The organism is Pseudomonas sp. NFACC13-1 (assembly GCF_900104425.1).
Lineage (GTDB): Bacteria > Pseudomonadota > Gammaproteobacteria > Pseudomonadales > Pseudomonadaceae > Aquipseudomonas > Aquipseudomonas fluorescens_AA.
Genome location: NZ_FMXV01000022.1, coordinates 1 through 25,982, shown reverse-complemented (window position 1 = coordinate 25,982; position 25,982 = coordinate 1). Strand labels below are relative to the sequence as shown.

Sequence of the window (25,982 nt, the reverse complement as noted above, 5' to 3'; positions counted from 1 at the left end):
CGTCCATCGTGCCTTGACAGGCCTGGGTGGGGGTCCTAGCATGCCGCGCAACCCTTCTGGAGCACCTGTCGCTGATGCAACCCCAAGCTTTCTACCGCGCGGTGGCGGACGATTTTAACGCCGTCGACGGCATCATCAAGAAGCAGCTGACTTCCCGCGTGCCTCTGGTATCGAAAATCGGCGACTACATCACTTCGGCGGGCGGTAAACGCCTGCGTCCTTTATTGGTACTGCTGTGCGGCAAGGCCCTGGGTCGCGAAGGCGACGACATGCGCCTGCTGGCCGCTACCATCGAATTCCTGCACACCGCGACCCTGCTGCACGACGACGTGGTCGACATGTCCGGCATGCGCCGTGGCCGTTCGACCGCCAACGCCATGTGGGGCAATGCCCCGAGCGTGCTGGTGGGCGACTTCCTGTATTCGCGCTCGTTCGAAATGATGGTCGAGCTGGGCTCGATGCCGGTGATGAAGATCCTGTCCCAGGCCACGCGCATCATCGCCGAAGGCGAAGTGCTGCAGTTGTCCAAGGTACGCGATGCCAGCACCACGGAAGAGACCTACATGGAAGTCATTCGCGGCAAGACCGCAATGCTCTTCGAGGCCTCGACCCACAGCGCCGCTGCCCTGGCCGGCGCCAGTACCGAGCAGAGCGAAGCATTGCGCACGTTCGGCGATCACCTGGGCGTGGCCTTCCAGTTGGTGGACGACCTGCTCGACTACAAGGGCGATGCCGAGACCCTGGGCAAGAACGTCGGTGACGACCTGGCCGAAGGCAAGCCGACCCTGCCGCTGATCTACACCATGCGCGAAGGCACGCCAGAGCAGGCGGCGCTGGTACGCCAGGCGATCCAGAAAGGCGGGATCGAAGACCTGGAAAGCATCCGTATCGCGGTCGAAGCTTCCGGCTCGCTGGAGTACACCGCGAAACTGGCCCGGGACTACGTCGCCCGCGCGATCAAATGCCTCGATGCCCTGCCGCCCAGCGAATACCGCGATGCGCTGGTGGAATTGAGCGAGTTTGCGGTGGCCCGTACTCACTGATTGCATTAAACCCTGTGGGAAACCTGTGGGAGCGAGCTTGCTCGCGATAGCGGTGTGTCAATCAGCGCCAATGTTTGCTGATCCAGCGCTATCGCGAGCAAGCTCGCTCCCGCAAGGGTTTTTCACCGCCCTGCCCTCTGCGGCCTAAAACCCTATATAATGTGCGCCCTTTTGCCCTCCTGACACCAAGGAACCTTAGTGAGCACGTTGCCTCCCTGCCCGAAATGCAATTCCGAATACACCTACGAAGACGGCACCCAGCTGGTCTGCCCGGAGTGTGCCCACGAATGGTCCGCCAGCGGCGAAGCTGAAGCGGCGTCCGACGACACCGTGAAGAAAGATTCGGTCGGCAATGTCTTGCAGGACGGCGACACCATCACCGTGATCAAGGACCTCAAGGTCAAGGGCACCTCGCTGGTGGTCAAGGTCGGCACCAAGGTCAAGAACATCCGCCTGTGCGATGGCGACCACGATATCGATTGCAAGATCGACGGCATCGGCCCGATGAAACTCAAATCCGAGTTCGTCAGAAAAGTCTGATTCGGCTGCATTCCATCCCATGCCCCGCGTGTGGGATGGAGTTTCACCCTCCCCGCTTGAGTCCCATTTCCCGGGCGTTAGCCAAGTGCCAGCCGCCTTGAGCTAGCACAACCCATCGTCAGAAAAACAATCGCAACGCCAATAGAGACTTGCTATTTAGCGAATAAGAATTATTCTCATCGAATCCATCAAGGAGATGAGAACCATGACTTATTTGATCGATGCCTGGCTGGACCGCCCACATCCCTACCTCAGGATCCTGCATCGGGAAACCGGGGAAGTCTGTGCGGTGCTTGAAGAAGAAGCCTTGAACGAGCTGCAGGACCAAGGAGACCTGGACCTCAACAGCCTCAATTCCAGTGAGCCGCTGGTGCTCAAGGAGCTGGTGCGCAATCTGTTCCTGTTCTGCTATGCCCGGGCGTTGCGCCCTACGGGTGATTTCAGCGGCAGATTCCACGGATGAAGCAGGCGAACCCTGTGGGAGCGAGCTTGCTCGCGATGGCGGTGTGTCAGTAACGAGAATGTCGACTGACTGTCCGCTTTCGCGAGCAAGCTCGCTCCCACAGTTTTTTGTCCGGCGGTAAAACCGGACAGGGTCTTACAGCACGTCCAACAGCTCGACGTCGAACACCAGCACGCTGTGTGGCGGAATGCTGCCAACGCCTTGAGCGCCGTAAGCCAGTTCGCTCGGCACGTACAGGCGCCATTTGCTGCCGGCATTCATCAGCTGCAGTGCTTCGGTCCAGCCTGGGATCACGCCGCCTACCGGGAATTCGGCTGGCTGGCCACGATCGTAGGAGCTGTCGAACACAGTGCCGTCGATCAGGGTACCGTGGTAGTGGGTACGTACCTGGTCCTCACGGGTCGGCTTGGCGCCTTCACCCTGGGTCAGCACTTCGAACTGCAGGCCGGAAGCCAGGGTGGTGATGCCTTCGCGCTTGGCGTTTTCCGCCAGGAACGCACGCCCTTCACCCGCAGCGGCTTCAGCCTTGGCGGCTGCTTCGGCCTGCATGATTTCACGAATGACCTTGAAGCTGGCGGACATCTCGTCCTGGCCCACGCGGCTTGGCTTGCCGGCGAACGCGTCGGTCAGGCCGGCCAGGATCGCGTCCAGGCTGACACCCGGCGGCGGGTTGTCGCGCAGTTGGTCGCCCAACTGACGGCCAATGCCGTAGCTGACGCGGGTTTCGTCGGTGGACAGGTTAACTTCGGACATGATGCTGCTCCGCTGTGCGGACGGCTCGAGAGTGGCCGTGTGTGACACAGCGCCTCCCGGAGCGCCCGGAACCAAAAGGGCGAGCAGACTAGCACAGATGCCACGGCGGGTGACGAGCCCTCACGTCAAAGCAACCCGCCAGAAACGACAACGCCCGCCTGCAGTTCGCCAGACGGGCGTTGCGCCAGCGCGAGGAACGGGCCTCAGTGCTTGGTCAGCTTGTCCAGGTAACCCATGGCAAAGGCCGAGACCACGAAGGTCATATGGATGATCACGTACCACATCAAGTGCTCGGGATCGACGTTCTTGGCGTCCATGAAAATGCGCAACAAGTGGATGGAGGAAATCGCCACGATCGAGGCGGCGACTTTCATCTTCAGCGATGAAGAGTCCATGGTGCCCAGCCAGTTGAGCTTTTCCTTGTCGGAATCGATGTCCAGTTGCGAAACGAAGTTCTCGTAGCCGGAAATCATCACCATCACCAGCAGGCCGCCCACCAGCGCCATGTCGATCAGCGACAGCAGCACCAGGATCAGCTCGGACTCGGCCATGGCGAACACATTGGGGATGACGTGAAACACTTCCTGGAAGAATTTCAGCGCCAAGGCCAGCAAGCCCAGGGACAGCCCGAAATAGATCGGCGCCAGCAGCCAGCGGGAGGCGTACATTGCATTTTCGATAAAGCGTTCCATTGAGTCTCACACCTGGGCTGAAAAATCGCGGCGAGTATATCAGCCACGACTTGCCCCACAAATGCCGGGGCCATCCCTGGTCCCTGCTCTTGTGTCAAAATTTTTCTGCGAGTGCCCGTGCGGCGACGGCCTTCAATGCAGCGGACGAAACTCGAAGCCGCCGACATTGCGACAACGGCCTCCATTGATTTCACGCAGTTGGGCCTGCATGTGCAAGGACCAGATCTGCGGATCGTCGGCCAGCTCATAACCGTGCAAGGTCAGGCTCTGCACAATGGTGTCGAGGATGGATTCGGCGGCAGTCGGGCCGGGAAATGGCCCCTGGGCCTTGATGGCGGAGGGTTGTTCGCCAGCCATTCCGGCGGCGAAGAGCAAGGTCCACATACCGGTATCTCCCGCCAGGGGGCGGATGGCGCATTCGATACGGGTGACAAGGCCCAGGCATTGACGAGTGAGGCAAAGGTTGCGCGACATGGCGGCGCCCCTCGGTAGATCCGGTATTCAGTCTCGGGAAGAGGCTGTTTCGATCCAATGATGACTCTCGTTATCCTTGAGCTGAGGATAGAAGAAAAGTTCCGGTCCCATGGGTTTTGGAGACCAGAATGCGCCGAGCGGTCATAGTGTGAATATTGACGCCAAAGTGGCGACGTTTTTTTTTGAAGCAACTCAAAAATTGTGGGAGCGAGCTTGCTCGCGATAGCAGTGTGACAGTCGACTGATGAGTGACTGAAACTCCGCTATCGCGAGCAAGCTCGCTCCCACAGGGTCCCACATGGAAACGCCGCAATCAGGCCGGCTTGGCCTCCGCCAAGGCCTGCTGCGCCAGTTCCTTTTCCGCTTCCTTGATGTCGTCTTCGCTGATCATTTCCGCGATCACCCGCAGCCGCTCCACCACCCGGGCGTTGACGCTGCCCTCCGGGAACTCGCCGTTTTCATCTGGCTCACCGGCAGGCTCGCCCACCAACAGGCTCAGGGCTTCATCGGCCTGACGCACCGCATAGACGTGGAACTGCCCGGCGCGCACGGCGGCCAGCACTTTCTCGTCGAGCATCAGCGTCGCGACGTTGGCCTGGGGAATGATCGCCCCTTGCTCACCGGTCAGCCCCCGGGCTTCGCAAAGGCGGAAGAAGCCTTCGATCTTCTCGTTGACCCCGCCCACCGCCTGCACTTCACCGAACTGGTTGATCGAACCGGTGATGGCGAAGCACTGCTTCAGCGGCGTCTTCGACAAGGCCGAGATCAGCGTACACGCCTCGCCCAGGGACGCACTGTCGCCGTCCACGTAACCGTAAGATTGCTCCAGGGCGATGCTGGCCGAGATCGCCAGCGGGAATTCCTGGGCATAACGGCTGCCCAGGTAACCGGTGAGGATCATCACGCCCTTGGAGTGGATCGGTTGGCCAAGGTTGACCTCCCGCTCGATGTCGACGATGCCGCTGCCGCCCGGGTACACCGTGGCGGAAATCCGCGCCGGCACGCCGAACGCCGAATCGCCGACCTCCAGCACCGTCAGCCCGTTGCATTTGCCCACGGCCGCACCTGCGGTGTCGATCAGGATGATCCCCGCCAACATGTCGTCGAGGATCCGCGCCGAGACGCGTCCGGTGCGGGTGGCCTTGGCCTTGAGGGCACGTTCGATATGGCCGGCATCGGTCATCTCGTCACCGGCCAGCTGGCGGATGAAGTCCGCCTCGCTGACCAGTTGGAACAGGTCGCCAATGCGCGCCGACAAGCGCCCCTGGTGTTCGGCCAGCCGGGCGCTGTAGGTCGCCAGGCGCGCCACCGCATCGGCGGTCAGCGGCGCCATGCCTTCTTCCGAAGTGCGGGTCTTGAGCAACTGGGCGAACTGCTCCAGGCTCTCGTCGCCCATCGGGATGTCTTCGTCGAAATCCACCAGCACGCGAAACATTTCCTGGAAGTCCGGATCCAGGTCCTGCAAGGCGTAATAGAGCTGACGGGCGCCGATGATCACGACCTTGACCTGCAACGGGATGTGCTGCGGCGTCAGGGTCACCGTGGCCAGGCGTCCCAGCTCACCCAGGGGCGACTCCATCTTCAGCTTGCGCGATTGCAGGGCGCGCTTGAGCGCATCCCACACGAACGGCTCGCCAAGCATTTTTTCCGCTTCAAGGATCAGGAAACCGCCATTGGCCCGGTGCAAGGCACCCGGACGCAGCTGTCGGTACGTGGTGTAGAGCGCGCCCTGGTCGGTGCTGTACTCGATCCGGCCAAACAGGTTGTCGTAGGTCGGGTGCGGCTCGAACACCACCGGCGCGCCACCGCTGGACGGATGCCCGACCACCAGGCTTGGCGCGTACTGCTCTTCCAGCAGCTTGCGGGCGATGGCGTCGGTCTTGCTATCGTCCACCAGTTGCTCGACCACGGTCTTGAGCAGATAGACCTGCATGGCTTGCAGGTAGCCACAGACCGCGGCGTTCTCCGCATACTTTTCCGACAGCGGCGCCAGCAGCGGTTGCAGGGCCAGGGTGATGGTTTCTTCGTTGAGCTGGCGCAACTGGTTGCTGGACTCGCGCTTCCATTGCGGCAGGCTGGCGAGTTCTTCGTTCAAGCGCTCTTCCAGGCCGGAGATGTCCTCGTGGAAACGCTCGCGCTCGGCCTCCGGCAACTGGGCGAATTCCGCCTCGTCCAGGGCCTTGCCTTCGCTCATCGGCGTGAAGGCGATGTTGCTGCTGTCACGGTACAGCGCGACATCCTTCTCCAGCGCCAGGCGCTCGATCACATCCAGGGCCCGGTCGTAGCGCTGGTTGAAAGCACGGTCGATGGCGCTTTTTTTCTGCTGGTAGGACGGGTGCTCGAACACCGCCGGGAAGGTCGCCAGCAGGTTGTCGATCAAGCCGTTGATGTCACCGATGAACGCACCGGCCGTGCCGGACGGCAGTTCCAGGGCACGGGGCTCGCGGGGCTCATCGAAATTGTTGACGTAGACCCAGTCCGCCGGGGTCTGCAGGCGCTTGCCTTCGGCCTTGAGATAGCGTTTGACGAAGGAAAACCGGCCGGTGCCGGGCTCGCCCATGACAAATACGTTGTAACCGGGGCGCGGCATGGCCACGCCGAACTGCAAGGCTTCGACCGCACGTTCCTGGCCAAGCACACCGCGGAAGGGCTCCAGATCATTGGTGGTAGAGAAGCTGAACTGTTCAGCGGAAAACGGACGGGTCAGCGCTTCGGGCGCTAGACGCAAGCTGGCAGCAACAGGATCAGGCATCGGGCTTCCTTACATCAGGCGGGGCAGATAGCGGCATTCTGGCGCTGCCTGCACCTGACTGGCAAGGAGCGTCTCAGGCCAAAGCATAGTCCAGGGACATACCCCTGGCCGGGCTCGATAAATTAAGGACTTGCAGGATAGTTTTTGCAAAATGTCACGGAACCCTGGGATCGTGCCTAAACTCCAAAGTGCGCGGCTGGAACAATAACCGGCCCACTGGCAGCTGTAGGGGCCAGACCCTGTCCATTGGTATGCACATAAAGAGAACATAGCTATGAAACGGATTCTTCTCGGTACTCTCTTCACCGCTGTATCCCTCAACGCCATGGCTCAGGCGCCGGGCGGCCCGGATTGCGGCTGGGGCAACATGCTGTTCGAAGGTCAGCGTGGCACTCCGGCACACTTCCTGGCATCCACCACCAACGGCACTTCCGGTAACGCCACCTTCGGCATGACCTCCGGCACCAACGGCTGCTCGACCAACGCGGCACTGACCTACGGTGGCAAGTCCTGGCTGGCCATGAATGGCATGATGAACGAGCTGTCCGAAGACATGGCCAAGGGTCAGGGCGAAGCGCTGACCACCTATGCCGTGGTACTGGGCGTAGCGCCGGAAGATCGCGCACACTTCTCCGCCGTTACCCACGAGCACTTCCAGCAGATCTTCAGCAAGGCTGACGTGACCGCAGAAGACGTGCATACCAACACCCTGGCCGTATTGAAAAGCGACCCTCGCCTGGCCAAGTACGCCACTCAAGCTTAAGCTCGACACCACTCGCTCCTCTCGGGGAGCGGGTTTTCTTTTTGGGGCCCCTTCGGTCTTTATTTTTTCGACTTTCCAAGTAGCCGACTATGCTCAAACGCCTTGCCTGGCTGGCGCTCTGTGTGTGCGCCCCGCTTTCCGCCGCGCCCCATATCGACCCTCAACGTTTGCAGCAACTGGCCAATGACCGCTTCTGGATCTCCCTGGGCCATTACGAAACCGCCAAGCTGGGCGGCTGGCGCAGCTATATCAGCGACAAAAAATTCTTCCTCGCCCCCGATGGCAATGAACATCCTGACCGTGAACTGACCGCCACGCTGCAAGCCTTGTATGGCCCGGCCAGCGCCGGCCAGCAACATGCCCAGTGCGTGTACCCGGCGCGCACCCGCTGGCTGAAGGCGCAGCTCAACCTGACGGACCTGCCGACGGTCAATTGCAGCGACTTCACCCAATGGTTCAAGGACGTGTCGCCCCACAGCGCAGTGATGATTTTCCCCGCCGCGTACCTCAACAGCCCCTCCTCGATGTTCGGCCACACCCTGTTGCGCATCGACCAGGCCGATGTGCAAAGCGACAAGACCGCCCTGCTCAGCTACGCGATCAACTTTGGCGCCTACATCGAAGGCTCGGACAACAGCATCCTCTATGCCTGGAAGGGCCTGATGGGGGGCTATCCCGGCCTGTTCGCCCTGGTGCCGTACCAGGAAAAACTCTCCGAGTACCGTAGCCTGGAGAACCGCGACCTGTGGGAATACCGCCTCAACCTGAGCCAGGCGGAAACCGAGCGCATGGTCGAGCACGTCTGGGAACTCAAGCAGATTCAGTTCGACTATTTCTTTTTCGACGAAAACTGCTCCTATCGCCTGCTCGAATTGCTCCAAGTGGCCCGCCCCAGCCTGCGCCTGACCGAACAATTCCCGCTGACGGCGATTCCCACCGACACCGTCAAGGCGGTGAAAGAAGCCGGCCTGGTGGAAAGCATCCAGTACCGGCCGTCCCGGGAACGGGAACTGCTCAGCCGCGCCGAACCGCTCAGCGCTGACGAACAACAATGGGTACTGAACGTCAGCGCCGATCAGCAGCAACTGCAGGCACCGGCATTCAAGGCGCTGCCCCGCGAACGCCAGGCACTGGTCATCGACGCGGCGTATCGCCTGGAACGCTATCGCGCCAACGGCCAGGAACGCGATCCGCAGCGGGCCCAGCGCAGCTTCGAGCTGTTGCGGGCGATCAACCAGAACCCCGCGCCGGAACTCGACATCCCGCAACCGGGCCTGCCCGAGGACGGTCACCAATCGCGCACCTGGCAGGCCGGCCTCGGCACACGGGGCGACCGGGCGTTCGGTGAATACGGCTTGCGCATGGCCTATCACGACCTCAACGACAACGCCGAAAGTTTCCCGCTGGGGGCACAGATCGAAATCCTGCAATTGAAACTGCGCCAGTACGAAGGCAATGACTGGCAAGTGCAGCAACTGGATCTGGCGACCATTCGCTCCCTGACCCCACGCAACGAGCTGCTGCAACCGCTGTCCTGGCAGGTTACCGGCGGCCTGGAGCGGGTGCCGGGCAAACACGACGATGAAACCTTGGTCAGCCATGTCAACGGCGGCGCCGGCGGCACCTGGGCGCTGGGCGAAGATGTGCTGGGCTTCGCCCTGGGCACGGTGCGGGTCGAGCACAACAACGATTTCGCCCAGTTCATCGCCCCGGCCGCCGGTTTCAACAGCGGCGTGCTGTGGAAAAACCCTCTGGGCAACTTGAGCCTGGAAGCCAAGGGCGACTATTTCGTCAACGGCGAAGTGCGTCGTAGCCTGAGCCTCAACCAGCAGTGGGAATTGTCCCGCAACCTCGGCCTGCGCTTGAGTGCCCAGCGAGAGTTCAGCCACGTGGCGTCGCCGGAGAACGAGGTGATGCTCGAGGTGAAGTGGTATCACTATTGACCGGCACCGTTCTGCACGCGCACAGAGACAAACGGATTAATCACAGGGCTTTCACATCGGCCTGACGAATACGCTTCTAGACTTCTCGTATAAGTGGATACGGCAGGAAGGCTCAAATGAGGCGCGCGGCAGTGGTACTGGGTATGGTGATGTTGCTCGGTGGCTGTGAAACCACTCATGAAGACCTGATCGCCCGAGGTTATCCACCGGCGTTCGCCGACGGCTACGACGACGGTTGCAGCAGTGGTCGGCAAGCGGCGGGGGTGATCACCGGTCAGTTCAGGAAAGACGTACCACGGTACCTCAAGGACCCACGCTACGCCGAAGGCTGGAGCGATGGTTTCCGGCAGTGCCAGGCGATGCGCGAAAGCGAGGAGCGCAATGCCTACCGCGATCGTCATTGGGATGACCACGAACGTGCCTGGCAACAGGAAAAGGATCGGGACGCCGGCCGGGCTTATCGCTCGCCGTGAGTCGCGTATAGACATTCGTCGAAACCAAAAGCCTGCGACCATGGACCAAACTCCAATAGAGGAGAACACCATGAGCCGCGCTTTCGTCAACGAAGACAACGCCGCTGCCCAGGCCGACCAGCCGGTCGAACGTCAGGTCAGTGCGCAACCCAATTACGTTACGCCCACCGGGCTTGCCCAACTCCAGGCCCGGGTCGCCGAATTGCAGGCGTTGCACGGCCAGCAGGCAAGCCGAGGGGATCTGGCGGACAAACAACGGATCGCCGACCTTGAACGGGATCTGCGCTATTTCAAGCAGCGCCTGCAAAGCGCCCAGGTCGTTGCACCGACGTCGTCCGATCAAGTGCGGATCGGGCATTGGGTGACCTTTGTCGATGAACAGGATCACGAACAGCGAGTGCAGTTAGTGGGTGAAGACCAGGCCGATGCGGCCAGTGGCTTGATCAACTGGGGCTCGCCGCTGGGGCGCGCGTTGTTGGGGGCGAAGGTGGGGGATGAAGTGATATGGAGGCGACCACTGGGGGATCTCGCCATCGAGGTCGTTGCGATAGATACTCCATGATGTTGCCGGCTTTTTTTAAAACATGATTAAAGCCTCTAACATCAAGCCCGACAATAACCTGTTACTTGTCTGTAGCCATATGTAACTGCAACATGAGGTCATAACAACAAGTTTGCGTTAAATCAGGACCATGCTACTGTTTTTCCCGCACCGTAATCGGCGCGCTGTAAAAACAGAAAGGAGATGCACTAATGAGCGAACAGATACTGGTAATGTCAGGTGACTTCGACAGCGACTTCAAGTTCTACCAACAGGTCACCGATCTGGCCTCCGAGTCAGCAGCACGGACCATTGTCGAATGCGGCACCCTAAACTGCACCGCTCTTTTATGCTAAATCCTTTTCCATCAAAGTAGACCTGCACAACAGGTCCTTGATACTCCCTAACCCCAACTATAAAACAACTTTATCAACATCCTACCGTTCGGATGCGCTTGCTCGCACCCAACTGCCTGTACTTGATGTTTGATAACTGATGAGGACAACACCATGAGCGAACAGATCCTGAACATGTCCGGTGACTTCTATAGCGACTTCGACGCTTATCAAGCGCCCACCAAAAACATGGGCTCGATACTGGCAACGACAATGGAATGCAACACCTTTGGCACGTGCACCAATCTCGAATGCTCGACACTCGGCTGCTAAGCCTTTCCACTGATCGTCCAAACAGGCAACACCCATAACCATAGAGCAGGCAACGCCTGCTCTATCCATTTCAGGATCGACGGCATGCTTGTTAACGCTTTGAAGTTGAATCAGCGAGGTCAGTACAGATTCACTTCCGACGGCGACATCGCCCTTTTTTTAAACAACCTGACCCGCCTGCATGCTGATGATCAGGCCTTGCTGGATCATTTCGGGTTGAACCGGGAACAACTGGCGTCGTATGCCAAGGCACCCGGTAACCCACAGCGCCAGCCTGACGACGGCGAAACCGTCTTGAGGGCCTTGAAGGAAAAGCTTGCTCGCCTCGACAGCTTTCACGTCGGCAGGGAAAAGGCGGCGAGCGGCAAAGACAATTTTTATTGGTTTGGCTACCGCTTTTTTCTTTATTTCATCGATACGTTCAAGGCGGATGGGCGCTACGCCAAAGCGTCACTGCACATTGATGAAGCCGCCCTGTTGGCAAGCCTTGAGCACTATGTCTTGGCCCGTGTCGGACGCACATCGGAACAAAGCCTGGTCCACTATCTGAATACGCGGATTGCGGACGGCGACGAGATTGACCTGGACGGGTTCAGCGAACAGCTGCGCACGTTGCCACTGTTTGCGTTTTTCGATTCCTATCCTGTGTTGGCAACACTGCTTTTTGATTTGCTGGAAGACACCCTCGACTATCTTTATGCGGTCATATTCGACTTCGCCGGCGATGTTGACGCGCTGGAGATGGCATTCTCAATCCCATCCCGAAAAATCGACGCTATCGAGTTCGGCCTGGGTGACCCTCACGGTCGCGGTGAAACGGTCTGCCAGGTCAAATTCCGCACAACCTCCTTGGTCTACAAACCACGGGCAAGCCGCGAAGCAGTTTTTTTCAATCGCCTGCTGGGACAATTACGTGAGTGGACTGGCGCGGATTGTTTTGCCATCCACGCGCCAAGAATCCTCAGCCGTGAGCGACATAGCTGGATAGAAAAGGTCGACAACACGCCTTGTGACAGCGCAGCGGACGTGGCGCTGTTCTATAAAAAGATGGGGGCACAGATCGCCGTCATTCATGCACTCAACGGCATCGACTTCCATTACGAGAACATCATTGCGTGTGGCAGCAGCCCTGTCATGATCGATCTTGAGTGCTTGTTCACTGCGTCCACCAGCGACCTGCTACTCGAACTGCCGCTCGATAGCGCACTGTCCAACACCTTCAAAGTGATCCAGCAGTCGGTGTGTTCCAGCGGCTTCGTACCCTTTTCACAAAAATCCAATAACGACCAGAGCGGGCTGACTCGGCAAGCGCTGTTCATTTCCACCCGCCACTCCCTGGTTTTCGAAAATGGCTTTTACCATTTACGTAAAGTCGAGTTCGAACACCTTCTGGCGCAAAAGCATTTGCCGCTTTTGCAGGGGGAACGCAAGGGGCATGAAACGTATAAAGCCGAACTTGTCCACGGCTTTGAATATGCTTATGGCGAATTGATGACGCATCGGCACACGATCATGCAGATGCTTGAGCAAGCCGCAGGCGAATTATCAACCCGTGTTTTGCTCAAAAACTCTCAACGATATGCGGACTTTATCGGGCTGAGCCGCCATCCTCGCTTCATGAAAAACATGCTGGACCGGGAGCTTCTGCTTGCAACCCTGTGGAAAGACTTGAAAGAGCCTTATCGAGCAAAGGGCATTCCGCGTTATGAAATAGCCGACCTGCAAAGATCCAGCATTCCGTGTTTCACCATGCCGCTCAATTCCAACGCGTTGATGAGCGCACAAGGTGAAACAATAGACATGACGAAAGTACAACCTCCGATAAAAAGCTGCCTACAGAAAATAGCCAATCTGTCCGCAGCCGACAGGGCATTACAACTCACGCTGCTCGAAATGTGTTTGTATCCGGAGTCAAATGGACAGCCGTCATCACGTGTCCCCCTAAAAAAAGCGCCCCAAGCGGATCGACTCGACGCGATACTCGGCATCAGTTCCCGCCTCGAAGCGCTTGCGATCAAGGGAACGGCAACGGACGTCAGTTGGTTGGCGTTCCGTACGCACCCAACGACACGTGGAAAATACCCTTCACCCATGGATCATGGGTTGTACTCCGGTATCGCCGGGATTGGGTTGTTTTATCTGAGCCTGTTCAAGGTAAGCGGCAAACCACGCTTATTGTCGCTCCTGGATCAGATACTGGCCTCACTGGAACAACACTTTGGCTTTTTCAAAGCCGACCTGACCGTCAGTGCCTATCATGGCCTGGGCTCCTATCTCTATCTGCTCATCAATCGTCGCCAAATCACCGGTGATCCGAAACACGATGAGAAAATTGCCAGCCTGCTGACCCAACTGATTGATGCCCCCCCTGAAGACTACGATTTCGACTTCCTGGGCGGCTGTTGTGGTGCGGTGACGCTGCTGGCCAATATTCATGGGTTATCGGCGCAAGTGGATGTGCTGCCGGCCATTCGGCGCATGGTTGCTTACATAAAGGACCAGATACTGATCGAAGAAGGCCAGCTTCTTCGACGCGATGATCGCTCCGTCATTTTAACGGGCCTGTCCCATGGTCTCTCCGGCGTCATCCAGGCCTTGTGCAAAGCCTATGACGTGACCGGCGATGGGGCGTTGGTGCCCTTGGCCATCCAGGTGCTGGAGGGTGAAAATCGCTTGAGCCGAGAGGGTTTCTGGCTGGACCTGAGAGACCTGGGCCCCGTCGACCATGCCACCAAGTGGTGTCACGGAGACGGTGGTATCCTCATCGCCAGGCGACAACTCATGAAGTCGATGGGCGAGGCCTTGGACGCAACCACCCGACAGACGGTGCTCGACGATATCCAGCGTTGCGAGAACAACCTCTGGCAGCACGGCTTGGGCGATGGCTATAACCTGTGCCATGGCGATTTCGGCAATCTGATGTGCCTGTATGACTGGTATCGGCACGCCGATGACCCCGAGGGTATCAGCAGGGTCAAGCAGGCCCTTGGCGAGGTCGCCAGGCAGTTTTTCGAAGGCCCCTTCCTCGACCATGACCGGGTTCCCGATGTCAGCCTGCTGACGGGCATTACCGGCGCAGGTTATGCCTTGCTGTATGAGATCGATCCAACGATCCCCAACATACTCTCGCTCGATTTCGCGCTGCAGACGTAGGCTGGAACTGTGGGAGCGAGCAAGCTCGCTCCCACAGTTCCGATCTGCAACCGACCCTATCAGGCCAGTTTCTTGTGCCGTACACGATGCGGCTGGGCGGCCGCTTCGCCGAGGCGTTTCTTGCGATCGGCTTCGTACTCGGTGTAGTTGCCTTCGAAGAATACCGCTTGGGAGTCGTCTTCGTACGCCAGGATGTGGGTCGCCACGCGGTCGAGGAACCAACGATCGTGGGAGATCACAATGGCGGCGCCCGGGAAGTCCAGCAAGGCTTCTTCCAGGGAACGCAGGGTTTCGACGTCGAGGTCGTTGGACGGTTCGTCGAGCAGCAGGACGTTGCCGCCCTCCTTCAAGGTCAGCGCCAGGTGCAAGCGACCGCGCTCACCGCCGGACAGGTCCTTGACGAACTTCTGCTGGTCGCCGCCCTTGAAGTTGAAGCGGCCGACGTAAGTGCGCGACGGGATTTCATAGTTGCCGATGCGGATCTGATCGGAACCGTCGGAGATCTGCTGGAACACGGTCTTGCTGCCGTCCAGGTCCTCGCGGCTCTGGTCGACGCAGGCCAACTGCACGGTTTCACCGATTTCGATGCTGCCCGAATCCGGGGTTTCCTTGCCCATCAGCATGCGGAACAGCGTCGATTTACCCGCTCCGTTACCACCGATCACCCCGACGATGGCACCTTTGGGCATGGAGAACGACAGGTTGTCGATCAGCACGCGGTCGCCATAACCCTTGGTGACGTTCTTGAACTCGATGACCTTGTCACCCAAGCGCGGACCGGCCGGGATGTAGATCTCGTTGGTTTCGCTGCGCTTCTGGAATTCCTGGGATTGCATTTCCTCGAAGCGTTGCAGACGGGCCTTGGATTTGGACTGGCGGGCCTTGGCGCCTTTGCGCACCCACTCCAGTTCTTCCTTCATGGCTTTTTCATGGGCCGACTGCTGCTTGGATTCCTGGGCCAGACGATCGGACTTGGCTTCCAGCCAGCCCGAATAGTTGCCCTCGTACGGAATGCCTGCGCCGCGGTCGAGTTCCAGGATCCAGCCGGCGACGTTGTCCAGGAAGTAACGGTCGTGCGTGATCGCAACCACGGTGCCTGGGAAGTCATGCAGGAAGTGTTCGAGCCAGGCGACGGAATCGGCGTCCAGGTGGTTGGTCGGTTCGTCGAGCAGCAGCATGTCCGGAGCCGACAGCAGCAGGCGGCACAAGGCCACGCGGCGCTTTTCACCACCGGAGAGGTGTTCGACCTTCGCGTCCCAGGCCGGCAGGCGCAGTGCATCGGCGGCCACTTCCAGCTGGCGATCCAGGTTGTGGCCGTCGCTGGCCTGCAGGATCGCTTCGAGCTTGGCCTGTTCGGCGGCCAGCTTGTCGAAGTCGGCATCCGGGTCGGCGTAGGCGGCATAGACTTCGTCGAGGCGCGCCTGGGCGTCCTTGATCACGCTGACCGCTTCCTCGACCACTTCACGCACGGTCTTGCTCGGGTCCAGCTGCGGTTCCTGGGGCAGGTAGCCGATGTTCAGGTCTGGCATCGGACGGGCTTCACCGTCGAATTCGTTATCGACGCCGGCCATGATTTTCAGCAGCGTGGACTTACCCGAGCCGTTGAGACCCAGTACGCCGATCTTGGCCCCGGGGAAGAACGACAATGAAATGTTTTTCAGGATTTCCCGCTTCGGCGGAACAACTTTGCTCAGCCGATGCATGGTGAAGACGTATTGAGCCATGGTGAACCTAGCGTCAGTGACAGTTGAAAAGAACGAGCCAGGCCATGCGCGGCGCCGGCACTTGACGGTCATCAATGCCTGCGGGCGGATAGAGCCTGGGAATCTGGAGCTGGAACGCTCTTGTTTGACCGGCAAAGCTACCTCAACCGTCGGTCAAGGTCCAGCCGCCAGGGGCTGGCACTTTGCCACAAGTCAAGGCATGCTAGCCGCCCTTCGGGCGTCCGGCTTATAGTGCACGTCGCGCCAGTCCAGCAAACTGCAGGATTACAGCTTGTCCAACGTCACTCCGCCCCTGTCCCCTCGCGCACCCGCTGTCGTGCCCGGCTCGCCCCTGCGCGGGACGCTGAAGGGCGCGCTGGCCACGCTGGTGCTGCTATTGCTCGGCTTGCTGTTCTGGCAACTGCTTGACCAACTGCGTGAAACCCAACAACAACAGCGCCAATACACCATCGACTACACCGCCGATCTTGCCGCGCAAGTCAGCCTGAACATGGCCCTGAACGCGCAAATCGCCCTCAACCTGCTACCGATCGTCGAACAGCCACAAAGTGCCGACGAACAGCAGGCCCTGGTTCGTAAACTCCAACAATCGTTACCCGAATTGCGCAGCCTGGCACTGCTGAGCCCTTCCGGCCGGGTGCTCAGTGACAGCGATGCCGACAGCCATGACGCCGACTACCTGGGCGAGCTGGTGCGGCGCAGCCGGGCCCAGGCCCATTATTTCAGCAATGCCGAAGACGGCTCCGTGGTGCATCTGTTGTTGCACCAGGCCAGCGGCAGCAGCCGTGGCTATTGGGCCCTGCGCCTGACCCCGAATTTTTTCTCCACCCTGACCAAGCAAGCCGATGTGGGGCTGCGCCCGCTGTGGCTGGTGGAAAACCGCCTCAACCAGCAGATCATCAGCCGCGACGAGAGCCTGCCCTCGATCAGCCCTACCCATCTGTCGCCGGATGACTTGGAGAACACGGTACTGACCGTGCCCCTGAGCAGCAGCGACTGGCAACTGCGGGGGCTGTTCGACCGGCGCCAGGTGATCGAGCAACTGCTGCCGGCCTTCATCGGCAAGTGCCTGCTGGGCCTGGCGTTTTCGTTGCTGCCCGTCATCGCCCTCTTGAACATGCGTCGGCGCCAGCGACAGTTGCACGAAGGTCGACGGCGTTACCAGGATATTTTCGAAGGCACCGGCGTGGCCCTGTGTGTGCTGGACCTGTCGGGGCTCAAGGCGTTTTTTGAGCGGGCGGGCCTGCACAATGGCGATCAATTGCGCGCCTGGCTGCAAACCGCTCACCAACTCGAGCAATTGCGCCAGGAAGTTCACGTCACCGAAGTCAACCAGATGGCGTTGAAACTGCTCAACGTCGACTCCTGTGCCCAGGCTTGGCAGTTGCTGGTCGGCAAGGGCACGCCAGACAACAACCCCATCGGCTCGAAACTGCTCGAAGCGCTGCTCGACCAACACAAGCAACTGGAGCTGGAAATCAAGCTCCAGGACGCCCATGGCCGCGACCAGCACCTGTGGCTGGTGCTGCGCCTGCCGGAAAAACAGCCCGACTATAACGCCGTCATCCTGAGCATCAGCGACATCACCAGCCGCAAGCTGATCGAGCTCTCGCTGCTCGAACGCGAAGGTTTCTGGTCCGACGTGGTGCGCACCGTTCCGGATCATCTCTACGTGCAGGATGTCATCAGCCAGCGGATGATCTTCAGCAACCATCACCTGGGCCAGACCCTGGGCTACGACCGCACCGAACTGCACCAGATGGGCGAGTACTTCTGGGAGATCCTGCTGCACAGCGACGACGCCGATCACTACCACAACCTGCGCCAGGAACAACGCCGTGGCGGCTACACTCAGCTGCTGCAATGCCAATTGCGCTTTCGCCATCGCAATGGCAAATGGCGCTGTTTCGACATTCGCGAACAGGCACTGGCCCGGGACCGGCATGACCAGGTGACCCGGATCATCGGCGTGGCCAAGGACGTCACCGAGCAGATCGAGGCCAGCGAATCGCTGCGCGACAGCGAGCAACGCTACCGGATGCTCGCCGAAAGCATCAGCGACGTGATCTTCTCCACCGACAACAAGCTTTCGCTCAACTATGTCAGCCCGTCGGTGCAAGCGGTACTGGGCTACACCGCCGACTGGATTTTCCAGAACGGCTGGCAATCGATCATCGCCAATCCACAACAACTGACCGGCATCTACAGCCTGATGGACCGCGTCAGCAAGGCCCTCGACAAGCCTGAGCAACTGGCCGAGCTGCGCAACCAGATGCAGACCCAACTGTTCCTGTTCGACTGCCTGCGCGCCGACGGGCGCAAGATCCCCATCGAGCTGCGGCTGGTGCTGGTGTGGGATGAACACGGCGCGTTCGAAGGCGTGCTGGGCGTTGGCCGCGACATCAGCCAGCAGCGTCGCGCCGAAAAAGACCTGCGCATGGCCGCCACGGTCTTCGAGCACTCGACCTCGGCGATCCTGATCACCGACCCGGCCGGCTACATTGTCCAGGCCAACGAAGCCTTCAGTCGCGTCAGCGGTTATGCCGTGTCACAAGTGCTGGACCAGTTGCCCAACATGCTGACCGTGGACGAGCAACAGGAAGCCCACTTGCGCTACGTGCTCAAGCAGTTGCAGCAACACAGCACGTGGGAAGGCGAAGTCTGGCTCAAGCGTCGCAATGGCGAACACTACCCGGCCTGGGTCGGCATCACCGCCGTGCTGGACGACGAAGGCGACCTGGCCAGTTATGTGTGCTTCTTCAGCGACATCAGCGAACGCAAGGCCAGCGAGCAGCGCATCCATCGCCTGGCCTATTACGACGCCCTGACCCACCTGCCCAACCGCACGCTGTTCCAGGATCGCCTGCACACCGCGCTGCAATCGGCCGAGCGACAGAAGACCTGGGTCGTGCTGATGTTCCTCGACCTCGACCGCTTCAAGCCGATCAACGACTCCCTGGGCCACGCCGCCGGCGACCGGATGCTCAAGGAGATGGCCACGCGCCTGCTCGGCTGCGTCGCCGACGACGACACCGTGGCGCGCATGGGCGGCGACGAGTTCACCCTGCTGCTGCAACCGCGCGTCAGCCGTGAAATGGCGCTGAACCGGGCCATCACTGTGGCCGAGCAGATCCTCGCCAGCCTGGTCCGGCCCTTCGTGCTCGAAGGCCGCGAGTTTTTCGTCACCGCCAGTATCGGTATCGCCCTGAGCCCCCAGGACGGCAACGAACTGAGCCAGTTGATGAAGAACGCCGACACGGCCATGTACCACGCCAAGGAGCGTGGCAAGAACAACTTCCAGTTCTACCAGGCCGACATGAACGCCAGCGCCCTGGAGCGCCTGGAACTGGAAAGCGACCTGCGCCACGCCTTGGAGCAGAACGAGTTCGTGCTGTATTACCAACCGCAGTTCAGCGGCGATGGCAAACGGTTGACCGGCGCCGAGGCCCTGCTGCGCTGGCGCCATCCGCGACGTGGGTTGGTGCCACCGGGGGATTTCATCCCGGTGCTCGAAGAGCTCGGGCTGGTGGTGGACGTCGGCGACTGGGTCATCACCGAAGCCTGCCGGCAACTCAGGACCTGGCACCAGGCCAAGGTCCGGGTGCCGAAGGTCTCGGTCAACATTTCGGCCCGGCAGTTCTCCGATGGCCAGTTGGGCACGCGCATCGCCAATATCCTGCGCAGCACCGGTCTGCCACCGGCCTGCCTGGAGCTGGAACTGACGGAAAGTATCCTGATGCGCGAAGTCAGCGAGGCGATGCAGATCCTCGCCGGGCTGAAAAACCTGGGCCTGAGCATCGCCGTCGATGACTTCGGCACTGGTTATTCATCGCTCAACTACCTCAAGCAATTCCCCATCGACGTGCTGAAGATCGACCGCACCTTCGTCGACGGCCTACCGTCCGGCGAGCAGGATGCGCAGATCGCCCGGGCAATCATCGCCATGGCCCACAGCCTCAACCTGGCGGTGATCGCCGAGGGCGTCGAGACCCACGAGCAGCTGGATTTCCTGCGCGAGCACGGCTGCGACGAGGTCCAGGGCTACCTGTTCGGCCGGCCGATGCCGGCCAATCGGTTCGAAGCACAGTTCAGCAATGATGCGTTGTTCATGCTCGACTGAGGTTCTTCGCTGCCTGTAGTGGCCTCATCGCGAGCAAGCTCGCTCCCACATTTGGACGTGCGTGCCCATCACCCTGTGGGAGCGAGCTTGCTCGCGATAGGGCCCGCCAAGGCCACGCAGAATGGCGCTTGAATCCCATTCGTCCGCGACATGACGCCCTTTCATATGCCTTCCAAAACCGGTTGAGGTAGAATGCCCCCCTTTTCTGCCCCGATCCTTGAGGACCGCCATGTTCAGCCGTGATTTGACTATTGCCAAGTACGACGCCGATCTCTTTGCCGCCATGGAGCAAGAAGCTCAGCGCCAGGAAGAGCACATTGAGCTGATCGCTTCGGAAAACTACACCAGCCCCGCGGTGATGGAAGCTCAAGGCTCGGTACTGACCAACAAGTACGCCGAAGGTTACCCGGGCAAGCGCTACTACGGTGGTTGCGAGTACGTCGACGTGGTCGAGCAACTGGCCATCGACCGCGCCAAGGAACTGTTCGGCGCCGATTACGCCAACGTCCAGCCGCACGCCGGTTCCCAAGCCAACGCCGCCGTGTACCTGGCGCTGCTGTCGGCCGGTGACACCATCCTGGGCATGAGCCTGGCCCACGGCGGTCACCTGACCCACGGCGCCAGCGTTTCCTCCTCCGGCAAGCTGTACAACGCCATCCAGTACGGTATCGACGGCAACGGCCTGATCGACTACGACGAAGTCGAGCGCCTGGCCCTCGAGCACAAGCCGAAAATGATCGTGGCCGGTTTCTCCGCCTACTCGCAGATCCTCGACTTCCCGCGTTTTCGCGCAATCGCCGACAAAGTCGGTGCCTACCTGTTCGTCGACATGGCCCACGTAGCCGGCCTGGTCGCCGCGGGCGTCTACCCGAACCCGGTGCCGTTCGCCGACGTGGTCACCACCACCACCCACAAGACCCTGCGCGGTCCACGTGGCGGCCTGATCCTGGCGCGCGCCAATGCCGACATCGAGAAGAAGCTGAACTCCGCCGTCTTCCCGGGCGCCCAGGGTGGCCCGCTGGAGCACGTGATCGCAGCCAAGGCGATCTGCTTCAAGGAAGCGCTGCAGCCTGAGTTCAAGGCTTACCAGCAACAAGTCGTGAAGAACGCCAAGGCCATGGCCGGCGTGTTCATCGAGCGCGGCTTCGACGTGGTGTCCGGCGGTACTGAAAACCACCTGTTCCTGCTCTCGCTGATCAAGCAGGACATCTCCGGCAAAGACGCTGACGCGGCGCTGGGCAAGGCGTTCATCACCGTGAACAAGAACTCGGTACCCAACGACCCACGCTCCCCGTTCGTCACTTCGGGCCTGCGCTTCGGCACCCCGGCCGTGACCACTCGCGGCTTCAAGGAAGCCGAGTGCAAGGAACTGGCCGGCTGGATCTGCGACATCCTGGCGGACCTGAACAACGAAGCGGTCATCGACGCCGTGCGTGAGAAGGTCAAGGCTATCTGCAAGAAGCTGCCGGTATACGGCGCTTAATCAGCCCGTCAGACCGCAATAAAAGGCCCGCCTCTTTCGATGCGGGCTTTTTTATTGGCCTTTAAAAGACCACGCCACCTAAGCAAACCACCTTTACAACACTCAACATCTGCCTTGCACTTAACTTTCTGCAATACAGATAACACCACCAACAAGCAATAAACCAATAAGATCCAACTCGCCGCACCCACACTTCAAAACTCAACACAGGACTCATGTATCACATGGACAGTGAACATTCCTTTCATGCAACACTCAGCATGTTTGACGCCCACGTAAATCTACTTGAAACACTGCATGGCAAACCCGCGATGGCAACCGTCAGTTCATTCAGCGGTGGATTTTTTACCGGCAAACCGCAAACCCATGATCACTCACACTTGCTCGGCATCCGCGCCGAAACCCAGGGCATGGACCGCGCTCAATTGATCCTGCATTTTCGGCCTACGCCCAATGGCTATATTCTGACCCTGAAAAACCCCGGAGAACACTATAACAAACTGATCAGCAAGCGTTGGCTTGAAGTGCTCGGCGCAGAAAATCCAAACACCGTCAATCCGACGCGCTTTATTCTTATCGATCATCAACAAAACATCATCACACGGAAAAACATTAACACCCTGCACACACCCGTCTCGCTCATGACCGCCACTCATAAATATGTCGGTGGATTAAGAGTGCGCGGCTCACCTTATCTCTATCTTGCCGAGACCGAAGAAAAATCAAAGATCACTTTTATCTTGAGCCTGCGCGAAGGAAAGTGAGGCCAGCCAAAACATATAAAACCAGGCAACCCTGTGTGGCGAGGGGATTTATCCCCGCTGGACTGCGAAGCATTCCTCACAGGAACGACCCAATCTACCAGGCACATCCAGGTGCCTGGTTTTCATAGCGGCTTCGCCGGCCGCAGACAGGGGACATCAAAACAGAATCGCTTCAAAACCGGCACGGATTTTCTCTTCGGGTAGCTCGTCGGCGATGAAGACGATCACGCTTTCCCGGGGTTCATCTGCGGCCCACTCGGTGTCCCAATCGAAACCGTACAGCTTGAGTACTCCCTGGAATACCAGTCGACGGGGTTCGCCGGCGATGCTCAGCACGCCTTTGTAGCGCAGCAATTGCTTGCCGTGATCTTCCAGCAACTGGTTCATGAACTCGCTGAGCTTGTCGATATCCAGGGCCTTGTCGGTGCGCAGCACCAGGCTGCTGATGCGATCGCCCGGGGTTGCCTTGCCCACCGGTCGAAGGCTGAGCCCTGCGCCGAGGTCCGCATTGAGATTGAAACCGCGAATGTCGAGCAACTCGGCCAGGTCGATCCGGCCGTGTTCAACCACCCTGATCGGTGCCCGTCGGTTGATGCGCGTCAGGCGCTCGCCAAGGGCCTGGACCTGGGCGGCGTCCACCAGGTCGGTCTTGCTCAGGAGCAGGCGGTCGGCAAACCCGACCTGGGCCTGGGCGATGGCCTGGGTCAGGTGGACGTCGGCGTGAGCCGCGTCCACCAGGGTCAGGATCCCGTCGAGGATATAGCGCTCGCGCAGGTCCTCGTCGATGAAGAAAGTCTGCGCCACCGGGGCCGGGTCGGCCAGGCCGGTGCACTCGATCACCAGGCGGTCGAAGGCGATCTCGCCGCTGTCCAGCCGCTCGAGCAACAGGTACAGGGCTTTGGTCAGGTCGGTGTGAATGGTGCAGCACACGCAGCCGTTGGCCAGGGTCATGACTTGCACCGGCTCGCCGCCCAACAGTTGGGTGTCGATACCGGCATCGCTGAATTCGTTCTCGATCACGGCGATTTTCAGGCCGTGCTCGGCCTTGAGCAGATGGCGCAACAGCGTGGTCTTGCCGGCGCCGAGGAAGCCGCTGAGGATGGTGACCGGGATGGGAGAGGACAAACTGAATCTCCTTGATGCCTGAAAGGAAAGCGATTTTCTGGGAACGAGCCTGCTCGCGAAGGCGTCGGGTCAGTCGACATTATCATTAACTGACACTCCGCCATCGCGAGCAAGCTCGCTCCCACAAGAGGATCTGTGGTGTATGCACATCCTGAGGCCACCCCACAAAGGGATCTGGGTGCATGCACATCCTGAGGCCACCCCACAACAACTGTGGGAGCGAGCTTGCTCGCGATAGCGTCGGGTCAGTCGACATCATCGTCAACTGCCCCACCACCATCGCGAGCAAGCTCGCTCCCACAAGGGTTGCATCATCCACCGGCCATCAGTTCAACAGCACTTGGGCCCACCCTTGCCGCCGTAACGGGCCTCCTGGCGTTCGCGAAAGAACGCCTCGTAGTCCATCATCGGTTTGTCCGGGTGCTTGGTTTGCATGTGCTCGACGTAGTTGTCGTAGTCGGGCATGCCGACCATCAGGCGGGCGGCCTGACCGAGGTATTTACCCAGGCGACTCAAGTCATTGAACATTGTTGCAATCCTCTATCAAGCGTCCGGCAGGGCCTGGAATGGCGCTTCCTTGTCCGTGCGTTCCTTGGTGCCCCAGGCAGCGATGCCGACCTTGAGCGCGTAGAACAGGATGCTGAAGACCACGAACAGGAACAACACCGTCAGCGTTGCGTTGGTGTAGGCGTTGAACACCACGTGCTGCATCTGCTCGATGCTCTTGGCCGGGGCCAGGATCTGGCCGGCGGCCAGGGCATCGTTGTATTTGCGCGCCAGGGCCAGGAAGCCGATCGCCGGGTTGGCGTCGAACAGCTTGATCAGGCCCGCGGTGGTGGTGCAGATCAGCAACCAGGCCGCCGGCAGCAGCGTGACCCAGACGTAGCGCTGGCGCTTCATCTTGATCAGCACCACGGTGCCGAGCATCAGGGCGATACCGGCCAGCATCTGGTTGGAGATGCCGAACAGCGGCCACAAGGTGTTGATGCCGCCCAGCGGATCGATCACGCCCTGGTACAGCAAGTACCCCCACAGCGCCACGCAGCCTGCGGTGGCGATCAGATTGGCCGGCCAGGATTCGGTGCGCTTGAGCGAAGGCACGAACGAGCCGAGCAAGTCCTGGAGCATGAACCGCCCGGCACGGGTGCCGGCGTCCACGGCCGTGAGGATGAACAGCGCTTCGAACAGGATCGCGAAGTGGTACCAGAACGCCATGGTGTTCTCACCCGGCAGCACCGAGTGCAGGATCTGCGCGATCCCCACCGCCAGGGTCGGCGCACCGCCGGCACGGGCCAGCACGGTGGTCTCGCCGATGTCCTTGGCCACCGCCTGCAGCGCCTCGGGCGTGATGGCAAAACCCCAACTGCTGACGGTCTGGGCCACGGCCACCACGTCACCGCCGACGATGGCCGCCGGGCTGTTCATGGCGAAGTACACGCCCGGCTCGATCACCGACGCGGCCACCATGGCCATGATCGCCACGAAGGACTCCATCAGCATGCCGCCGTAACCGATGTAGCGGGCGTTGGTTTCGTTATCCAAAAGCTTGGGCGTGGTGCCCGACGAGATCAGCGCATGGAAGCCCGAGACCGCGCCGCAGGCGATGGTGATGAACAGGAACGGGAACAGCCCGCCCTTCCACACCGGCCCGGTGCCGTCGGTGAACTGGGTCAGCGCCGGCATTTTCAGCTCGGGCATGGTGACCAGGATGCCGATGGCCAGGGCGACGATGGTGCCGATCTTGAGGAAGGTCGACAGGTAGTCCCGCGGGGCCAGGATCAGCCACACCGGCAGCACCGCCGCGACGAAACCGTAGCCAATCAGCATCCAGGTGATCTGGATCCCGGTGAAGGTGAAGGCCTTGGCCCAGACCGGGTCGGCGGCGATTTGCCCGCCCAGCCAGATCGAACCCAGCAGCAACAGCACGCCGATGAGCGAGATCTCACCGATGCGGCCCGGGCGGATGTAGCGCATGTACAGGCCCATGAACATCGCGATCGGGATGGTCGCCATCACCGTGAAGATGCCCCACGGGCTCTCGGCCAGGGCCTTGACCACGATCAGCGCCAGCACCGCGAGGATGATGATCATGATCAGGAAGCAGCCGAACAGCGCGATGGTGCCGGGGATACGGCCCATTTCCTCGCGCACCATGTCGCCCAGGGAGCGACCGTTGCGGCGCGTGGACAGGAACAGGACCATGAAGTCCTGCACGGCACCGGCCAGCACCACGCCGGCGATCAGCCAGAGCGTGCCGGGCAGGTAGCCCATCTGCGCCGCCAGCACCGGCCCGACCAGCGGCCCCGCGCCGGCAATGGCCGCGAAGTGGTGGCCGAAGAGGATGTGCTTGTTGGTCGGGACGTAGTCCAGGCCATCGTTGTTGAGCACGGCGGGGGTGGCCCGGCGCGCATCGAGTTGCATCACGTTGTTGGCGATGAAGAGGCTGTAGTAGCGGTAGGCGACCAGGTAGATGGCCACGGCGGCGACGACGATCCAGAGGGCGTTGAT

The 25,982-nt window shown here is 60.3% G+C and carries 21 protein-coding genes; 13 read left to right on the top strand and 8 right to left on the bottom strand.

The window, feature by feature from the left end; translation table 11 throughout:
• Nucleotides 1-74 precede the first annotated feature (74 nt).
• The 3 genes from BLQ55_RS23135 (at nucleotide 75) to BLQ55_RS23125 (ending at nucleotide 2,046) form a co-directional block, all read left to right on the top strand.
• The gene (locus BLQ55_RS23135) at nucleotides 75-1,043 is read left to right on the top strand and encodes a polyprenyl synthetase family protein (protein ID WP_092204228.1); all 969 of its coding nucleotides are present in this window, start codon (nucleotides 75-77) and stop codon (nucleotides 1,041-1,043) included.
• 198 nt (nucleotides 1,044-1,241) lie between these two features.
• Nucleotides 1,242-1,583 (top strand): zinc ribbon domain-containing protein YjdM, encoded by a 342-nt coding sequence (locus tag BLQ55_RS23130; protein WP_053123983.1) that lies wholly within the window; start codon nucleotides 1,242-1,244, stop codon nucleotides 1,581-1,583.
• 205 nt (nucleotides 1,584-1,788) lie between these two features.
• Nucleotides 1,789-2,046 (top strand): PA4570 family protein, encoded by a 258-nt coding sequence (locus BLQ55_RS23125; protein WP_003205743.1) that lies wholly within the window; start codon nucleotides 1,789-1,791, stop codon nucleotides 2,044-2,046.
• Between the two features lie 135 nt (nucleotides 2,047-2,181).
• Here BLQ55_RS23125 and BLQ55_RS23120 read toward each other — a convergent pair whose 3' ends face one another.
• The 4 genes from BLQ55_RS23120 to BLQ55_RS23105 form a co-directional block, all read right to left on the bottom strand.
• Entirely contained in the window at nucleotides 2,182-2,799 is a 618-nt protein-coding gene (locus BLQ55_RS23120) for a BamJ family beta-barrel-assembly machinery protein (protein WP_003205746.1), read from the bottom strand.
• Between the two features lie 203 nt (nucleotides 2,800-3,002).
• Nucleotides 3,003-3,491, bottom strand: coding sequence for a TIGR00645 family protein (locus tag BLQ55_RS23115; protein ID WP_025215565.1), 489 nt, complete (start codon nucleotides 3,489-3,491; stop codon nucleotides 3,003-3,005).
• Nucleotides 3,492-3,623: 132 nt separating this feature from the next.
• A complete protein-coding gene (locus BLQ55_RS23110) occupies nucleotides 3,624-3,965 on the bottom strand; it encodes a PA4575 family protein (protein ID WP_013694243.1) in 342 nt (113 codons plus the stop codon).
• Nucleotides 3,966-4,278: 313 nt separating this feature from the next.
• Nucleotides 4,279-6,717: a Lon protease family protein gene (locus BLQ55_RS23105; RefSeq protein ID WP_060740549.1), complete on the bottom strand. Its 2,439-nt coding sequence runs from the start codon at nucleotides 6,715-6,717 to the stop codon at nucleotides 4,279-4,281.
• Nucleotides 6,718-6,991: 274 nt separating this feature from the next.
• Between BLQ55_RS23105 and BLQ55_RS23100 the strand changes: the two genes are divergently transcribed.
• From BLQ55_RS23100 to lanM, 7 genes are all read left to right on the top strand, one after another.
• Entirely contained in the window at nucleotides 6,992-7,480 is a 489-nt protein-coding gene (locus BLQ55_RS23100) for a DUF3015 domain-containing protein (RefSeq protein WP_057451579.1), read from the top strand.
• A gap of 89 nt (nucleotides 7,481-7,569) precedes the next feature.
• Nucleotides 7,570-9,423: an Lnb N-terminal periplasmic domain-containing protein gene (locus BLQ55_RS23095; RefSeq protein WP_092257336.1), complete on the top strand. Its 1,854-nt coding sequence runs from the start codon at nucleotides 7,570-7,572 to the stop codon at nucleotides 9,421-9,423.
• Between the two features lie 116 nt (nucleotides 9,424-9,539).
• Nucleotides 9,540-9,896, top strand: coding sequence for a putative periplasmic lipoprotein (locus tag BLQ55_RS23090; RefSeq protein ID WP_092204226.1), 357 nt, complete (start codon nucleotides 9,540-9,542; stop codon nucleotides 9,894-9,896).
• Nucleotides 9,897-9,966: 70 nt separating this feature from the next.
• Nucleotides 9,967-10,458 carry a GreA/GreB family elongation factor gene (locus BLQ55_RS23085; RefSeq protein ID WP_092204225.1) on the top strand — a complete coding sequence of 164 codons (492 nt, stop codon included), beginning with the start codon at nucleotides 9,967-9,969 and terminating at the stop codon, nucleotides 10,456-10,458.
• Between the two features lie 191 nt (nucleotides 10,459-10,649).
• Complete coding sequence (locus BLQ55_RS32255) at nucleotides 10,650-10,793, top strand: hypothetical protein (protein WP_176814241.1); 144 nt, start codon at nucleotides 10,650-10,652, stop codon at nucleotides 10,791-10,793.
• Nucleotides 10,794-10,946: 153 nt separating this feature from the next.
• Nucleotides 10,947-11,105, top strand: coding sequence for a hypothetical protein (locus BLQ55_RS32250; RefSeq protein WP_170842353.1), 159 nt, complete (start codon nucleotides 10,947-10,949; stop codon nucleotides 11,103-11,105).
• 84 nt (nucleotides 11,106-11,189) lie between these two features.
• Nucleotides 11,190-14,258, top strand: coding sequence for a type 2 lanthipeptide synthetase LanM (lanM, locus tag BLQ55_RS23080; RefSeq protein ID WP_092257333.1), 3,069 nt, complete (start codon nucleotides 11,190-11,192; stop codon nucleotides 14,256-14,258).
• Between the two features lie 59 nt (nucleotides 14,259-14,317).
• Here lanM and ettA read toward each other — a convergent pair whose 3' ends face one another.
• Complete coding sequence (ettA, locus tag BLQ55_RS23075; RefSeq protein WP_018601028.1) at nucleotides 14,318-15,982, bottom strand: energy-dependent translational throttle protein EttA; 1,665 nt, start codon at nucleotides 15,980-15,982, stop codon at nucleotides 14,318-14,320.
• A 271-nt stretch (nucleotides 15,983-16,253) separates the two neighbouring features.
• Here ettA and BLQ55_RS23070 point away from each other — a divergent pair, with 271 nt between their 5' ends.
• The 3 genes from BLQ55_RS23070 to BLQ55_RS23060 all read left to right on the top strand — a co-directional run bounded on the left by BLQ55_RS23070 (nucleotide 16,254) and on the right by BLQ55_RS23060 (nucleotide 22,349).
• Nucleotides 16,254-20,102 carry a sensor domain-containing protein gene (locus BLQ55_RS23070; RefSeq protein ID WP_092204223.1) on the top strand — a complete coding sequence of 1,283 codons (3,849 nt, stop codon included), beginning with the start codon at nucleotides 16,254-16,256 and terminating at the stop codon, nucleotides 20,100-20,102.
• 229 nt (nucleotides 20,103-20,331) lie between these two features.
• Nucleotides 20,332-21,585 (top strand): serine hydroxymethyltransferase, encoded by a 1,254-nt coding sequence (gene glyA / locus BLQ55_RS23065; protein ID WP_060740543.1) that lies wholly within the window; start codon nucleotides 20,332-20,334, stop codon nucleotides 21,583-21,585.
• A gap of 224 nt (nucleotides 21,586-21,809) precedes the next feature.
• Nucleotides 21,810-22,349: a hypothetical protein gene (locus BLQ55_RS23060; RefSeq protein WP_092204222.1), complete on the top strand. Its 540-nt coding sequence runs from the start codon at nucleotides 21,810-21,812 to the stop codon at nucleotides 22,347-22,349.
• A gap of 156 nt (nucleotides 22,350-22,505) precedes the next feature.
• On the opposite strand, the gene yjiA is transcribed toward BLQ55_RS23060, so the two are convergent.
• The 3 genes from yjiA to BLQ55_RS23045 form a co-directional block, all read right to left on the bottom strand.
• The gene (yjiA, locus tag BLQ55_RS23055; RefSeq protein WP_092257330.1) at nucleotides 22,506-23,474 is read right to left on the bottom strand and encodes a GTPase; all 969 of its coding nucleotides are present in this window, start codon (nucleotides 23,472-23,474) and stop codon (nucleotides 22,506-22,508) included.
• A gap of 330 nt (nucleotides 23,475-23,804) precedes the next feature.
• Nucleotides 23,805-24,002 (bottom strand): YbdD/YjiX family protein, encoded by a 198-nt coding sequence (locus BLQ55_RS23050; protein WP_003182142.1) that lies wholly within the window; start codon nucleotides 24,000-24,002, stop codon nucleotides 23,805-23,807.
• A 15-nt stretch (nucleotides 24,003-24,017) separates the two neighbouring features.
• A partial coding sequence (locus tag BLQ55_RS23045; RefSeq protein WP_143011703.1) for a carbon starvation CstA family protein occupies nucleotides 24,018-25,982 on the bottom strand: 1,965 nt, incomplete at its 5' end.

Bases quoted from the DNA above. Each gene is read 5' to 3' on its own strand.
- BLQ55_RS23135 (WP_092204228.1), top strand. From the start codon at position 75: ATGCAACCCCAAGCTTTCTACCGCGCGGTGGCGGACGATTTTAACGCC.
- BLQ55_RS23125 (WP_003205743.1), top strand. From the start codon at position 1,789: ATGACTTATTTGATCGATGCCTGGCTGGACCGCCCACATCCCTACCTC.
- BLQ55_RS23120 (WP_003205746.1), bottom strand. From the start codon at position 2,799: ATGTCCGAAGTTAACCTGTCCACCGACGAAACCCGCGTCAGCTACGGC.
- BLQ55_RS23115 (WP_025215565.1), bottom strand. From the start codon at position 3,491: ATGGAACGCTTTATCGAAAATGCAATGTACGCCTCCCGCTGGCTGCTG.
- BLQ55_RS23110 (WP_013694243.1), bottom strand. From the start codon at position 3,965: ATGTCGCGCAACCTTTGCCTCACTCGTCAATGCCTGGGCCTTGTCACC.
- BLQ55_RS23105 (WP_060740549.1), bottom strand. From the start codon at position 6,717: ATGCCTGATCCTGTTGCTGCCAGCTTGCGTCTAGCGCCCGAAGCGCTG.
- BLQ55_RS23100 (WP_057451579.1), top strand. From the start codon at position 6,992: ATGAAACGGATTCTTCTCGGTACTCTCTTCACCGCTGTATCCCTCAAC.
- BLQ55_RS23095 (WP_092257336.1), top strand. From the start codon at position 7,570: ATGCTCAAACGCCTTGCCTGGCTGGCGCTCTGTGTGTGCGCCCCGCTT.
- BLQ55_RS23090 (WP_092204226.1), top strand. From the start codon at position 9,540: ATGAGGCGCGCGGCAGTGGTACTGGGTATGGTGATGTTGCTCGGTGGC.
- BLQ55_RS23085 (WP_092204225.1), top strand. From the start codon at position 9,967: ATGAGCCGCGCTTTCGTCAACGAAGACAACGCCGCTGCCCAGGCCGAC.
- BLQ55_RS32255 (WP_176814241.1), top strand. From the start codon at position 10,650: ATGAGCGAACAGATACTGGTAATGTCAGGTGACTTCGACAGCGACTTC.
- BLQ55_RS32250 (WP_170842353.1), top strand. From the start codon at position 10,947: ATGAGCGAACAGATCCTGAACATGTCCGGTGACTTCTATAGCGACTTC.
- lanM (WP_092257333.1), top strand. From the start codon at position 11,190: ATGCTTGTTAACGCTTTGAAGTTGAATCAGCGAGGTCAGTACAGATTC.
- ettA (WP_018601028.1), bottom strand. From the start codon at position 15,982: ATGGCTCAATACGTCTTCACCATGCATCGGCTGAGCAAAGTTGTTCCG.
- glyA (WP_060740543.1), top strand. From the start codon at position 20,332: ATGTTCAGCCGTGATTTGACTATTGCCAAGTACGACGCCGATCTCTTT.
- BLQ55_RS23060 (WP_092204222.1), top strand. From the start codon at position 21,810: ATGGACAGTGAACATTCCTTTCATGCAACACTCAGCATGTTTGACGCC.
- BLQ55_RS23050 (WP_003182142.1), bottom strand. From the start codon at position 24,002: ATGTTCAATGACTTGAGTCGCCTGGGTAAATACCTCGGTCAGGCCGCC.